16 protein-coding genes are annotated in these 12504 nt (G+C 61.7%); 3 read left to right on the top strand and 13 right to left on the bottom strand.

Annotation, left to right across the window (positions count from 1 at the left end):
* Nucleotides 1-195 precede the first annotated feature (195 nt).
* From ACD590_RS05255 to ACD590_RS05215, 9 genes are all read right to left on the bottom strand, one after another.
* Entirely contained in the window at nucleotides 196-627 is a 432-nt protein-coding gene (locus ACD590_RS05255; protein ID WP_003557810.1) for a MucR family transcriptional regulator, read from the bottom strand.
* 440 nt (nucleotides 628-1067) lie between these two features.
* Entirely contained in the window at nucleotides 1068-1400 is a 333-nt protein-coding gene (mnhG, locus tag ACD590_RS05250) for a monovalent cation/H(+) antiporter subunit G (protein ID WP_113543384.1), read from the bottom strand.
* Entirely contained in the window at nucleotides 1397-1747 is a 351-nt protein-coding gene (locus ACD590_RS05245) for a cation:proton antiporter (RefSeq protein WP_028733869.1), read from the bottom strand. Before ACD590_RS05245 ends, mnhG begins: the two co-directional genes overlap by 4 nt.
* Nucleotides 1744-2220 (bottom strand): Na+/H+ antiporter subunit E, encoded by a 477-nt coding sequence (locus tag ACD590_RS05240; protein ID WP_439002288.1) that lies wholly within the window; start codon nucleotides 2218-2220, stop codon nucleotides 1744-1746. The genes ACD590_RS05245 and ACD590_RS05240 overlap by 4 nt, the downstream gene beginning before the upstream one ends.
* Nucleotides 2217-3785: a Na+/H+ antiporter subunit D gene (locus ACD590_RS05235; RefSeq protein WP_439002287.1), complete on the bottom strand. Its 1569-nt coding sequence runs from the start codon at nucleotides 3783-3785 to the stop codon at nucleotides 2217-2219. The genes ACD590_RS05240 and ACD590_RS05235 overlap by 4 nt, the downstream gene beginning before the upstream one ends.
* A gap of 67 nt (nucleotides 3786-3852) precedes the next feature.
* On the bottom strand, nucleotides 3853-4230 hold the full coding sequence (locus ACD590_RS05230) for a Na+/H+ antiporter subunit C (RefSeq protein ID WP_439002286.1): 378 nt from the start codon (nucleotides 4228-4230) through the stop codon (nucleotides 3853-3855).
* Nucleotides 4230-4649: a Na(+)/H(+) antiporter subunit B gene (locus ACD590_RS05225; RefSeq protein WP_427148862.1), complete on the bottom strand. Its 420-nt coding sequence runs from the start codon at nucleotides 4647-4649 to the stop codon at nucleotides 4230-4232. Before ACD590_RS05225 ends, ACD590_RS05230 begins: the two co-directional genes overlap by 1 nt.
* A gap of 4 nt (nucleotides 4650-4653) precedes the next feature.
* Complete coding sequence (locus ACD590_RS05220) at nucleotides 4654-7011, bottom strand: putative monovalent cation/H+ antiporter subunit A (protein ID WP_439002285.1); 2358 nt, start codon at nucleotides 7009-7011, stop codon at nucleotides 4654-4656.
* Between the two features lie 203 nt (nucleotides 7012-7214).
* Complete coding sequence (locus ACD590_RS05215; RefSeq protein ID WP_018241253.1) at nucleotides 7215-7430, bottom strand: hypothetical protein; 216 nt, start codon at nucleotides 7428-7430, stop codon at nucleotides 7215-7217.
* A 187-nt stretch (nucleotides 7431-7617) separates the two neighbouring features.
* Between ACD590_RS05215 and msrB the strand changes: the two genes are divergently transcribed.
* Entirely contained in the window at nucleotides 7618-8031 is a 414-nt protein-coding gene (msrB, locus tag ACD590_RS05210; protein ID WP_018241252.1) for a peptide-methionine (R)-S-oxide reductase MsrB, read from the top strand.
* Nucleotides 8032-8136: 105 nt separating this feature from the next.
* Complete coding sequence (locus tag ACD590_RS05205) at nucleotides 8137-8664, top strand: GNAT family N-acetyltransferase (protein ID WP_439002284.1); 528 nt, start codon at nucleotides 8137-8139, stop codon at nucleotides 8662-8664.
* A gap of 20 nt (nucleotides 8665-8684) precedes the next feature.
* On the opposite strand, the gene ACD590_RS05200 is transcribed toward ACD590_RS05205, so the two are convergent.
* From ACD590_RS05200 to ACD590_RS05185, 4 genes are all read right to left on the bottom strand, one after another.
* On the bottom strand, nucleotides 8685-9386 hold the full coding sequence (locus ACD590_RS05200) for a pentapeptide repeat-containing protein (protein WP_018241250.1): 702 nt from the start codon (nucleotides 9384-9386) through the stop codon (nucleotides 8685-8687).
* Between the two features lie 163 nt (nucleotides 9387-9549).
* Entirely contained in the window at nucleotides 9550-10065 is a 516-nt protein-coding gene (locus ACD590_RS05195; protein ID WP_018241249.1) for a GNAT family N-acetyltransferase, read from the bottom strand.
* Nucleotides 10066-10134: 69 nt separating this feature from the next.
* Nucleotides 10135-10803, bottom strand: coding sequence for a PAQR family membrane homeostasis protein TrhA (trhA, locus tag ACD590_RS05190; RefSeq protein ID WP_026188320.1), 669 nt, complete (start codon nucleotides 10801-10803; stop codon nucleotides 10135-10137).
* 116 nt (nucleotides 10804-10919) lie between these two features.
* Nucleotides 10920-11339 (bottom strand): universal stress protein, encoded by a 420-nt coding sequence (locus ACD590_RS05185; RefSeq protein ID WP_018241247.1) that lies wholly within the window; start codon nucleotides 11337-11339, stop codon nucleotides 10920-10922.
* A gap of 293 nt (nucleotides 11340-11632) precedes the next feature.
* Here ACD590_RS05185 and ACD590_RS05180 point away from each other — a divergent pair, with 293 nt between their 5' ends.
* Entirely contained in the window at nucleotides 11633-12493 is an 861-nt protein-coding gene (locus ACD590_RS05180; protein WP_032980181.1) for a VOC family protein, read from the top strand.
* Nucleotides 12494-12504: the final 11 nt, after the last annotated feature.

Genomic DNA, 12504 nt, shown 5'->3' with positions numbered 1-12504 from the left:
TTGATTGAACCACAGGATCGCTTCAACCTTTAGCTTTAGCCGATTCCCGGCAAAACCGCTTCGCGCTTTGCCTGGGAAAACCGTTTCGCACGTTCCTGACTGGCTCCATCGAGATTATTTTCCTCGCCTTGAAAAGGCGCACAAAAAAGCCGGGCACAAGACCCGGCTTTTTGTCGTCGATGCTTTCGAAAAAGCTCAGCCGCGGCCGCGCTTGCGGCGCTGCCCGAGGCCCATCTCCTTTGCCAGGCGCGAACGCGCTTCGGCATAAGCGGGCGCTACCATCGGGTAATCGGTCGGCAGGTCCCACTTCTCGCGGTATTCTTCCGGCGAGAGGCTGTGATGCGTCATCAAGTGACGCTTGAGGGACTTGAAGTTGCCGCCGCATTCCAAACATGTGATCTGCTCGTCCTGTACGGACTTGCGGACAGAAACTGCAGGCTTCTGCTTTTCGACGATCGCCGCAGCAGGCTGCGGTACGGACGTGTTGCTCAGTGCCGAATGCACGTCGGAAATCAGATTGGCCAGGTCGCTGACCGGTACAACGTGGTTGCTGACATAGGCCGCGACAATGTCGGCTGTCAGTTCCACAAGCAGCTCCGGCGCATTGCCGGTCGCTATATCCGTCATATTTTTTCTCCTGTTAGCATGCTCAAACGGCCTTTGACTGACACGCCAAAGACCCGCCTCGTAGAAGCGAACAGCAAAAGCGCAGGAATCGACCTTCTGTTTCGAAAAACGCGAAATCCACCCCTAGATTCCGAAGAGCGTAACCTGTTCTTATACTGCCTGACCGGAAACCACTACGTCATGCTCCAGGCGATGGCCTCAGTTTAGACATTAAAAATCAAAACTGAGGGACTTGGAAGCAGTACGATTGTAATTCACAATCAGAACTCTACTTGCATTTTCAAATACCATCGTTTGGTCGAAACGCCAATTATTATTTGTCGTTTTTCTTGAGAAAAAATGACAGATGAAGAATTGAGGGGCTCTCCGGCAAGCTTTACTCACAGCTTCCTGTGCATAAGTTTTGCATAAATCTGGTAAAGTTGCCGAACAGCATAGGCTCAACGATCCCTGATATCGTCACGAACCGAGAGCGCATCGAGATCATATCCCGAGCGATGGGCAGCTTTGGCAAGCAGATGGGCAGACACCGGCGCCGTCAGCAGGAAAAAGATAAAGCCGGCGACGGCACGGGCGAGAATCGCCGCATCCTGCGAATAGAGGCCGGCGGCGAGAAGCAACAGGCCGGAGCCGACAGTCCCCGCCTTCGAGGCCGAGTGCATGCGGGTGTAGAGATCGGGCAGCCTGACCAGGCCGATCGCCGCCGCAAGCGCAAAGAGCGCGCCGACGAGGAGCAGCAAGGCGGTGATGGAAGCCACGATATAGTCGATCATCGCTTCTTGCCCCCTGCCCGCTTTTGCGTGTTGCCGTTTGCCGCAGTTGCGGACGGCTTCGATGTGATGTTGCCGCGCGACAGCACGAATCGGGCGAAGGCGACAGTCGCCAGGAAACCGACGAGGCCGAGCGAGATGGCGATATCGATATAGAGCGAAAAGCCGGTCTTGACCGCGATAACGGCGATGAAACCGATGGCGATGCCGGTCAGCATGTCGAGGGCGAGGATTCGGTCCGGCAATGTCGGGCCGGCAACGACGCGCCAGACGGCGAGGATCAGCGCCAGGCCGAGGATGACGAGTGCGGCCGAGGATGCGACCGCAACGATGGCGGCAGGTGTGATCACCGGAAGGCCTCCATGATCTTGCGTTCGAAACCGTTGGCGATATCACGCTTGGTCGCCTCAGGATCGGAACAATCGAGCGCGTGGACATAGAGCGTGCGGCGATCTGAGGAGACGTCGACCGAAAGCGTGCCGGGTGTCAGCGTGATGAGGTTTGCCAGAAAAGTGATCTCGAAATCGCTCGTCACCGTCAAAGGGAAGGCGAAGATGCCGGGTTTCAGCTTCATATCGGGCGAGAGGACGGTGACCGTGACCCTCCAGGCCGACAGCGACAATTCCTTCAAGAACAGCGCGGCGAGCGAGAGAACCGGGCGGACGTGAGGGATATGATACCCCTTGCCGCGGAAGGATTCGCGGATGATGGCCAGCGCCAAGGCCCCGAGCAGGACGCCGAGGACGAGATTGTGCAGCGAGGCGCTGCCGGTAACAGTGAGCCAGGCAATGGCAAGCAGCAGGTTGAAGAGGAAGAAGATCACGGCGCGCCTCCTTCCGGGAAGACCGAATGAAGATAGGCCTCTGGATCGGCAAGGCCGGCGGCGGCCGATTGCGACAGCGTCAGCAGTTGTTCCGGCAATATCCCGAAGCCGACGACCAGCACTGTCAGCGCGGCGAGCGGCAGGCCCGTGCGCCACCGCGCCCTAGACGACGTCAGGACTATCGGCGCCGGGACTATCGGTGCCGGGCGCCAATAGGCGAGCAGGAAGAGACGGCCGAAGGCGATCGTCGTCAGAAAACCGCCGACGAGGATCGATGTCGCCAGCCACCAGGCGCCGAGATCGAGCGAGGCCTTGACGAGAATGACTTTCGGCCAGAAGCCGGAAAAGGGCGGCAGGCCACAGGCGGCAAGGAAGAGCACGAGGGAGAGCGCGGTGAAGCCGCCGCTTTGCCGATAGAGCCCGCCGAGGGCCGACAGCGAAAAGCCGCCGCCGCGCCGGGCGATCTCGCCGGCGGCAAGATAAAGCGCCGTCATCAGCACCATGGAATGGAGCGCATAGAAGACCGCACCGCTGATGCCGCCAAGCCCGCCGAGGGCGACGCCGGCGAGCATGTTGCCGATGCCCGATATGACGACAAAGCCGAACAGCCTGCGAATATCGTTTTCGGCAAGCGCGCCGAGAGCGCCGACGAGAATGGTCGCGGCGGCGGCGAGCGCGATCACCAGGCTCAACTCCTCGCGTTCCACCGGCAGCAGCATGACCATCACCCGGATCAGCGCGTAGATGCCGACCTTGGTGAGCAGGCCGGCAAACAGAGCGGAGACGGTGATGCGCGGCGTATGGTAGGCGGCGGGCAGCCAGAAATTGACCGGGAAGGCCGCCGCCTTCATGCCGAAGGCGAGCAGGAAGAGGCTTGCCAGCGTCATCAGCGGCGCCGTGCCGCGCAAATCCCTCACCCGGGCCGCGATATCGGCCATGTTGAGCGTGCCGAAGGCGGCATAGAGGATGCCGACCCCGACCAGGAACAGGGTTGTGGCGATGAGATTGAGCACCGCATATTTCAGCGCGCCGTCGATCTGCTCACGTTCGGAACCAAGGATGATCAACCCGAAGGAGGAGATCAGCAGCACCTCGAACCAGACATAGAGATTGAAGATATCACCGGTGAGAAAGGCGCCGGTGACGCCGGCCATCAGCAGCATGAGCAGCGGGAAGAAGCCGTATCGCCGGCCGCTTTCGCCAATATCGGCCAGCGCATAGATGCTAGCGGCGAGCGCGGCAAGGGCTGCGGTGAAGGCCATCAGCGCACCGAAGAGATCGACAGTGAAGGCGATGCCGAAGGGAGGCAGCCAGCGGCCCATGACCATGGTGAGTGGCCCCTCGGCCGCGACCTTGGCGAGCAGTGCCGCATCGATCAACGCCAGCGCCGCAAGGCCAGGGATGGCAAGCCAGGCCTGCAGGCGGGGATAGCCGCGCAGCATCAGCAGGACTGCGCCGAGCGTGATGCAATGGGCGACCGGCAGGATGGCGAGCCAATGACCGATGGGCACCGGGGCGGTGATCAGGGCGGCGGAGAGATCGACGGTAGAGGTGGGGGCGGCCATCAGATGGCGCCTCCGCTATCGCGAGAGAGGGCTTGCCATGGGTTGAGCATCCGCACCAACATCCGCCTCAATACCCCAATGGCGGCAGCGGCCGGTCGTCGGGCTCGGCGGCGCGCATGTCGCTGGTGTTGTCGGTGCCGAGGTCCTGATAGGCGCGGTAGGTCAGCACCAACAGGAAGGCAAGGAACGAAAAGGAGATGACGATCGCCGTCAGGATGAGGGCCTGCGGCAGCGGGTTGGCCGTGCCTGCGGGCAAGCTGTCGAGACCCGCCGGGATGATCGGCGGCACCTCGCGCGTCAGCCGGCCGCCGGTAAAAAGCAGGAGGTTGACAGCATTACCGAGGATGGCGACGCCGAGCATGATCCGGATCGAGAATTTCGACAGCATCAGGTAGATGGCGGCGGCAAAGAACAGGCCGACGAGGATCGCGAGAAGCGGCTCCATCATTCCACCTCCTTTTCTTCGAGCGCCAGTGCGATCGAGGTGATGGCGCCGAGCACGACAAGATAGACGCCGACATCGAAGAGCATGACGCTGGACAGCGGCACCTCGGTGCCGAAAAGCGTCGGATAGATCCAGAGGCCGGTCATGAAGGGAACGGCAAACAGGATGGAGACAAGACCGGCCGCGGTCGACAGGAGCAAGCCAAAGCCGGCAATCGACAGCGGATGGAAAAACAGCGCGCGGCGAACGGCGCCAACGCCGCGGGCAATGCCGTAGATCGCTAGTCCCGAGGCAGCGATCAGCCCGCCGATAAAGCCGCCGCCCGGCTCGTTATGGCCGCGTAGCAGCACGAAGACGGAAAAAAGCAGCATCAGCGCGGTGAGGAACGGGGCGACGGTGCGGAAGATGAGGGTGTTCACGCGATCAGCCCTCCGCCGCGGGATCATTGGCGGCAAGCTTGCGCTCGCTGCCGGCGCGGATGCGGATCAGCGCCAGGATGGCAAGGCCGGTGACCGCCACGACGGCGATTTCGCCGAGCGTGTCGGTGCCTCGGAAATCGACGATGATGACGTTGACGACATTGGCGCCATGGGCGATCGATTTGGAATAGGCGTTGAAGAAAGCCGTCAGAGCGTCGTTGAACGGCGCCTGCGTCGCCCGCATCAGCAAAAGCGTGAACCCGAGGCCGCAGGCGAGCGCCAGCGCACCGTCGAAGAGCTTGCGGCCGAGTGGCCGCCGATCAGCGGGCGAGAGCCGGAGCCTGGTCATGACCAAGGCAAGGATCACCACCGAAAGGGTTTCGACCATGAACTGGGTGAAGGACAGGTCCGGCGCGCCGAACAACAGGAAGATGATGGCGACGGCGAAACCCTGGATGCCGAGCGAGACGATCGCCGTCAACCGGTCGCGGGCGACGAGCACGGCGGCAAGACCGAAGGCGGCGATCAGGAAGACCGCCCATTCATGGAGCCTGACATCGACCGGCCAGGCCGGGAGACGCGGCAGTTCGCCATAGACGACGAGCGGGACGATGAGGATAGCGGCGACGCAAAGGAAGGTGCAGGTGACATAGATCTCCAGCCGCCCCGGCTGGAGGACACGCATGAGGCGGCCGGCGAAGCAGACAAGGCCCGATATGGCAAGGTCGAAACCGTGATCCGGCCCGCGCCCGGCCGCATGCAAGAAGACGGCCATCAGGAAACGGGCGCGCGCGAGTTGCCAGTAGACGCCGATACCGAGCAGCACGGTCAGGGCGGAGAGCGCTAAGGGCAGGCCGATATGCGGCGTCAGCGAAATATCGATCTCGACGGGTGTCTGGCGGATGGCGGAGGCGATCGGCGAGGACAGGACGGTGTGGGTGAAGGTCGAAAAGATCGCCGCGAGCAGGCCGAGGACGGCGAGAACGGCCGGGCCGAGCCAAAGCAGGACGGGCGCTTCGTGCGGAGGTTTCGGCGTCTCCACCGGCTGGCCGAGGAAGGGTTTCAGCGCCACGGCAAAGGCGACGGCAAACATCAGCGCATTGCCGAATACGGTTATGGCGGTAAAGGTGAGTGCGCGGACATCGCCGCCGACGAGTGCCGTATAGATCTCCTCCTTGGAGAGAAAGCCGAAGAAGGGCGGCAGGCCGGCCATCGACAAGGCCGCCGCAAGTGCAATCATCCAGGTGAGCGGCATCGCCCGCATCAGGCCACGCAGCCTGGTAATATCGCGCGTGCCGGTTTCGTGATCGATGATGCCGGCGACCATGAAGAGCGCGCCCTTGAAGAGCGAATGCGCCACCAGATAGAGCGTCGCCGCCTCCACCGCATGGTCAGAGCCGAAGCCGATCAGCATGACGAGCAGGCCGAGCGAGGAGACGGTGGTATAGGCGAGCTTGAGCTTCAGGTCGGTCTGGCGGATGGCGAGCGCGGTGCCGACCACCAGCGTCAGCCCGCCGAAGAAGGGCAGTAGGATCTCCCAGGCAGGCGTTGCCCCCATGACGGGATTGAGCCGCATCAGCAGATAGACGCCCGCCTTCACCATCGTCGCCGAATGCAGGTAGGCGGAAACCGGCGTCGGCGCCTCCATGGCGTTCGGCAGCCAAAAATGGAAGGGAAATTGCGCCGACTTGGTGAAGGCGCCGCCCAGGACCAGAAGGAGGGCTGCGAGATAGAACGGGCTTTCGCGCACGACATCGCGCGTTCCCATGAGCCGCGACATCTCAGTGACGCCTGAGATATTCCAGAGCAACAGCAGACCGGCCAACAGGCAGAGCCCTCCCCCACCGGTCACAACAAGCGCCTGCAGGGCTGCGCGGCGAGCCGCCGCACGCTCGTGATCGAAGCCGATCAGCAGGAAGGAAGTGATCGACGTCAGCTCCCAGAAGACGAAGAGCATCAGGAAACTGTCGGAAACGACGACACCGAGCATCGCGCCCATGAAGAGGAAGATGAAGGAGAAGAAGCGGCCCTGATCCTTGTGTCCTTTGAGGTAGCCGCCGGCATAAAGCACGATCAGGGTGCCGATACCGGTGATCAGCAGTGCGAAAGCCAGCGACAGGCCGTCGAGGAACCAGGAGAAGGAGAGATGAAAGCTCGGCACCCAGGAATAGCCGCCGGTGACGACCTCGCCGCGCGCGATCTTGGGAACGAAACGCAGGAAATGCAGGAAGGCGAGCAAGGGAGCGATCGCCAGGAGCCAGGCACCGTTTGCGCCGAAGATGCGGATGACGAAGGGGGCAGCAAGAGCGCCGACGAGCGGCAGACACAGGGCCAGAAATGTCAGAGCCGTGACATCGGCCATGTCCCCTCCTCTACTGCATAATTCTCTACTGCATAATTCAAAATGTTACAGTCCTTCGCACGTCCGACAAGGCGCGCGGCGCTGTAAAGGCAACAGACGAAAAGCCAGAGAAACCCAGCCTGTCTTCTGGCTTAGGCGAAACGGGGGAGCGTCTCAAGTGATTTCGGCCGCAGGCCCCACTGCATGGCGATGTTCGAAGTCGATCAGGCCATCGATCGGGAAAGACGCGACAGCAGCCGGGCGATGCAACCGTGCAGGATGAAGACCACAAGCGTCAGCGGCCAGAGCAGGCAGGCGAAGAGTCCGGCGAGACGATGGAGCGTAAAGCCGTCATGGTTGGCCCAGCCTTCCAACAGCGTGACCGCCATGGCGGCCACGGCCACCAGGCCGTAGAGCAGGACGATTGCTGCCTCAAACACCAGTGATTCTCCAATGCACGTAACATTAACCCTAACAGAAAACCCCTAACGGATGTAAAAGCAAGCGTCTTCCTCCAATTGCGGTATGCCGCCAATCTGATGGCGCGGCGCTGGAGACTTGATGAAGTGAACGCGGCGCACCACATTTTGCGCAAACGGAACCGCCCCTCGGCGAAAGGAGCACCTCATGTCCGAAACTGCGACCACCGCCAAGATCCACAAAACCGATGACGAATGGAAAGAGCAGCTCACCCCCGAGCAATACCGCATCACGCGCCAGCACGGTACCGAACGCGCCTTTACCGGCCCCTACTGGGACTCCTTCGAGACAGGGCTTTACCGCTGCGTCGGCTGTAATGCGCCGCTTTTCCGCTCCGACACGAAATTCGATGCCGGCTGCGGCTGGCCGAGCTATTTCGAAGCAGTGTCGCCCGAAGCGGTGACGGAGCATCGCGACACGGCCTTTGGCATGGTGCGCACCGAAATCCGTTGCGGCAGCTGCGAAGCCCATCTCGGCCACGTCTTTCCCGACGGGCCACCACCGACCGGCCTGCGCTACTGCATCAACGGCCATTCCATGGTGTTCGAGCCCGGGAAGTAGGCGCGCAGCCCCGCAATCGGCAAGCGGCCCATTCCGATGTGATGGGCCGCTGACTTCCTCCGTCGTAGACGCTATCGACGGATCGGCGATACCAGGAGAAGGCCGATGGCGCGCGATATCCTGAAGACCGAGCGGCTGACGCTGCGGGAGATCACGCCTGCCGACCTGCCGTTTCTCCACCGCATTTTCGGCGATGCCGAATGCATGCGGTATTACCCCGGCATCAAGAGTTTCGACGAAACCGCGCGCTGGTTCCAGAGGCTCGCCTTCGACAGTTATACCAGTCACGGCTTCGGCCTCTGGACGGTGACGGACCGGCAGAGCGGCACATTGCTCGGCGATTGCGGCATCACGCTGCAGGAAACCTCCGCGGGCCTGGAACCCGAGATCGGCTATCATCTGTGGCGCGACCATTGGGGCAAGGGCTATGCGATCGAGGCGGCCGCCGCCTGCTGCGACCACGCGCTTCATGACCTTGGCCTTGCGCGCATCGTCTCCATCGTCAGGCCCGACAACATTCCCTCGCAACGTGTTGCGAAGCGGGTGCACCGGCGGCGGGAAACATTCGCCAAAACAGGCAGCCCCGATGGCGGCATAATGGAATTCTACCTCTACATCACGGACCGGACATAGAGCGGTTCAGACCCGCCTGGTTACTCGCGCTCGGCTGGACAGGGCCAGGTCGTCGGGGCGGAGAGGCCGGCCGGCAGCTTGGTCGAGGCATCGCCGCAGGCAAGGTCGATCTGGGCCTGTTCGAGCCCTGCTGCGGCCGAGAGGTCAAGGCCTTCGATGCGCGTGAGGAACATGAAGGCGCGATCGAACATCGGCGTGGTTTCGAAGGTCGCGCCGGAGAGATCGGCACGGGAGAGATTGGCGAACGAGAATTTCGCACCCGTCAGCACCGCTTTGTCGAAGTCGGCGCGGCCGAGCTCGGCCTTTTCGAAGCTCGTGCCGGCGAGCCGGGCGCCGGCGAAATTGGCCCGCTGCAGCTCGGCGCCGGCAAAGGAAGCACCATCGGCGGCGATATTGGCGAAGCTGGAGCGATAGGCCTCGATCTTGGCGAAGTTGGCGCCTTCAGCGTGTGCGCCCTCGAGTGAGGCGCGCACCAGCGTCGCTTTCTCCAGGTTGGCGGATTTGAAGTTGGCGCCAGCGAGATCGGTCAGCGAGAAGTCGGTGCCGACGAGATTGGCGCCTTCGAGATCACTGCCCTGCAGCATCAGGTTCTTCTTGGTGCATTCCTGCCAGTCGAGCTTCGGCGAGGCCATGCTGCCGCAATCGGCGGCCCGGGCTACAACCGGCGGAAATGCCAGAAGGACGAGGGCAAGGAGACCGAGCGACGATCTTTGCATTGCCATTGAACTATTCACCCCCATGACGCTTACATGACGCTTTCAGGCCGCATTCCGCGAAGCAGACTGCGTCCACATTCTTACACAGCTCAGACTACAATAAAAAGATGGTGCGCGCCGTTCACAATGGCTTTGCCGGATGGGTCTGGGGCTTTGCCGGGCAGGTGGATCAATCCACCTTGCCGGGCAAGCGAAGTTCCATGCAAGTCAGGTCCAGCCAGCGGCCGAATTTGGTGCCGACCTCGGAAAATCTGCCGGCGATACGGAAACCGAGCTTTTCGTGCAGCCTGACCGAGGCGGTATTGTCAGCCTCGATACCGGCGATCATCACATGGATGTTGCCGGCCGCAGCACGCGCGATCAATTCCCGCATCAGGCGCTCGCCGATGCCCGCACCGCGGCAATCCTTGTCGACATAGACGGAATGCTCGACCGTATGGCGGTAGCCGTCGAAGGCCCGCCAGTCGCCATAGGAGGCGTAGCCTGCGACCTTGCCCGACATTTCGGCGACGATGACGGGAAAGCCCCGCGCCTTGCGCGCCCTGAACCATTCCAGCCGATTTTCGAGATCGACCAGTGTGTCGTTCCAGATCGCCGTCGTGTGCTCGACAGCGTGATTGTAGATATCGCGGATGGCGGAAAGATCGGCTTCGGTGGCGTCGCGGAGGAGGACAGCGTCTGTCATGATTGCCCGGTTCGTATTGTCTGTGAAGGCGGCATACGCCCGACCCCGACAGATGTAAACGACCGTCGTTCAGACCCCCGGCGCCGACAGGCTGAAGCAAGTGAAGACGGCCGAATAATGCACAGCTGCGGCGGTGACGACGAAACCATGCCAGATGGCGTTTTGAAAGCGCAGCTTCTCCCAGACATGGAAAATAACGCCGAGCGAATAGATGACGCCGCCGATGACGATCAGCAGCATCGAGGCGGAAGGAATGCGCGAGGCGACGGGCCCGGCCACCAGCACGCCGCTCCAGCCCATAGCGAGATAAAGCAGGATGGCAAATCGGTCATAACGCCCGGGGAAGACGCATTTCAGGACAATGCCGACGGCGGCGAACAGCCAGATCGCGACCAGCATGAACAAGAGCAGCGGGTCGTCGGCGCCGCGTTCGAGGAAGGGCGTGTAGGTGGCGGCGATCAGCAGGAAGATCGCCGAATGATCGAAGCGGCGCAGAAACCATTTCGTGCGCGAGACCGGCCAGGCGTTGTAGGAAAAGGAAATGGCAAGCGTCAGCACCAGCCCGACCCCATAGATCCAGGCGGCCGCGAGCGCGCCGTAAGAACTCCAGACCGTGGCGTAGAAAATCAGCACGGTGGCCCCGATCAGCGCCAGCACGAGGCCGACGCCATGGACGATACCGTCGGCGATCAGTTCGTATTTATCATAAGCCCAGCGAATGCCGTTGAACTCGGCCATGCACGCCAATCCGTTTCATACCCCGATTGCAATCGTCGCATCGAACCGGCGGGCGCGCAACTGCGGCAAAGCGCACCGGCGGTAAATCTTCGTGACAGGCCGCAGTGGCGCAAAAATCAAATCTTCTGCCGGTCGACCAGCACCGAGCATTTGGCATGACGCACGACCCGGTCGGCGGTGGCGCCGATGAAGTAGTTGGAAAAGTCCGGAACGTGTGAGGCGACGATAATCAGATCCGCGCCGTGGCTTTCGGCGGTCGAGATGATGGCTTTGGCAGGCGGGCCGTTGGCGATCTCGACGGTTGCCGTGACGCCGGTGGTTGTCAGCAGCGCTTGCAGCTTGTCGCGGCTGTCCTGCATGGCGTCCTCGACCATATTGGCAGGCAACTCGATCGCGACATAGCTCGGCACATCTTCGATAACGTTGAGCGCGATGATCTCACCGCCGTCATCGAGCAAGGACGCGGCCTTGCGGAGGATCTTTTCTCCCTTTTCGATGCCGCCGAGCGCGATCGCGACGATGATCTTTCTGTACATGGCTTCCCTCCATGACTAGTATTTATAAGCTTCCTCTAAATAAGATATGGGCGCGTTGACGGCGATCAAGTGGGCGCAAGTCATCGTCAACATCTGTTCAACGCTTCATCCTCAAAAACGGGCCTTCTGTGAACAATCGGAATGCGCCATATAAGGATCAAGTACGGCAACCGAGGGACCAGAGGCGAATGAACCGGCGAAACTTCCTCGGGCTTGCCACAGGCGGCATGTTTGCCGCCACCGCCGGTACGCCTTCTCTCTTACAGGCCAATTCAGAGGCAGGAGAACAATCCATGACGACCGAAACTTCCTATGCGCTGACGCGGCCCGCCTATATCGACCAGTCGCATCTCGTCGTCACCGACCTTGGCCTCGTTTCCGGTTTCTATCAATCGATGCTTGGCCTGAAGGTCATCGAGAAGACGGCGAGCGGCGAAGTGCTGGGTGTCGGCGATCTCCCTTTGCTGACGCTGACGACCGCAAAAGATGCGACCATCGCGCCGCGCAATGCCGCCGGCCTTTTCCACACCGCCTTCCTTATGCCGAGCAGGACCGAGCTCGCACGCTGGCTGCGCCATGCGGCACAGAACAATGTCGCGCTCGACGGCGCCTCGGACCATCTCGTCAGCGAGGCGATCTATCTTTCCGATCCCGAAGGCAACGGCATCGAGATCTATGCCGACCGGCCGCACGAACAATGGAAATTCCACCAGGACGGCATGGTGGAGATGGCGACGCTTCGCCTCGACCTGCAAGCGCTCTATAACAGCGCGCCTGATGAGCGCTGGGACGGCATGGCGGTGGGAACGGCGATCGGTCACCTGCATCTGCAGGTCGGCGACATCCCGCAGGCCGACGCCTTTTACCGCGACGTCCTCGGCCTCAAGCTGATGGCGCGCTATCCCGGCGCGAGCTTCTTTGCGAGCGGCGGCTATCATCACCATCTCGGCGCCAATATCTGGAACAGCCGCGGCGCGACGGCTCGCGCCAGCAATATGACCGGGCTTTCGGACTACAAGATCCGTTTCAACGACAAGGCGACGCTGGATGCGGCGGTCTCCAAGCTCGATGCGCTGGAGATCAAAAGCGAGAAGCGCGACGGCGGCATATTCCTCAGGGATCCCTGGGGCATCGGCCTGACGCTGTCGGCGTAATTTCCAGGTTG

Origin of the sequence: Rhizobium sp. 862_C5_N1_2, from assembly GCF_051811205.1 — a bacterium.
Lineage (GTDB): Bacteria > Pseudomonadota > Alphaproteobacteria > Rhizobiales > Rhizobiaceae > Rhizobium > Rhizobium leguminosarum.
This window is presented reverse-complemented; position numbering and strand designations above follow the sequence as displayed.

Bases quoted from the DNA above. Each gene is read 5' to 3' on its own strand.
- ACD590_RS05230 (WP_439002286.1), bottom strand. From the start codon at position 4,230: ATGGAGCCGCTTCTCGCGATCCTCGTCGGCCTGTTCTTTGCCGCCGCC.
- mnhG (WP_113543384.1), bottom strand. From the start codon at position 1,400: ATGATCGACTATATCGTGGCTTCCATCACCGCCTTGCTGCTCCTCGTC.
- ACD590_RS05180 (WP_032980181.1), top strand. From the start codon at position 11,633: ATGACGACCGAAACTTCCTATGCGCTGACGCGGCCCGCCTATATCGAC.
- ACD590_RS05200 (WP_018241250.1), bottom strand. From the start codon at position 9,386: ATGGCAATGCAAAGATCGTCGCTCGGTCTCCTTGCCCTCGTCCTTCTG.
- ACD590_RS05235 (WP_439002287.1), bottom strand. From the start codon at position 3,785: ATGGCCGCCCCCACCTCTACCGTCGATCTCTCCGCCGCCCTGATCACC.
- trhA (WP_026188320.1), bottom strand. From the start codon at position 10,803: ATGGCCGAGTTCAACGGCATTCGCTGGGCTTATGATAAATACGAACTG.
- msrB (WP_018241252.1), top strand. From the start codon at position 7,618: ATGTCCGAAACTGCGACCACCGCCAAGATCCACAAAACCGATGACGAA.
- ACD590_RS05255 (WP_003557810.1), bottom strand. From the start codon at position 627: ATGACGGATATAGCGACCGGCAATGCGCCGGAGCTGCTTGTGGAACTG.
- ACD590_RS05195 (WP_018241249.1), bottom strand. From the start codon at position 10,065: ATGACAGACGCTGTCCTCCTCCGCGACGCCACCGAAGCCGATCTTTCC.
- ACD590_RS05185 (WP_018241247.1), bottom strand. From the start codon at position 11,339: ATGTACAGAAAGATCATCGTCGCGATCGCGCTCGGCGGCATCGAAAAG.
- ACD590_RS05205 (WP_439002284.1), top strand. From the start codon at position 8,137: ATGGCGCGCGATATCCTGAAGACCGAGCGGCTGACGCTGCGGGAGATC.
- ACD590_RS05220 (WP_439002285.1), bottom strand. From the start codon at position 7,011: ATGGCCGATGTCACGGCTCTGACATTTCTGGCCCTGTGTCTGCCGCTC.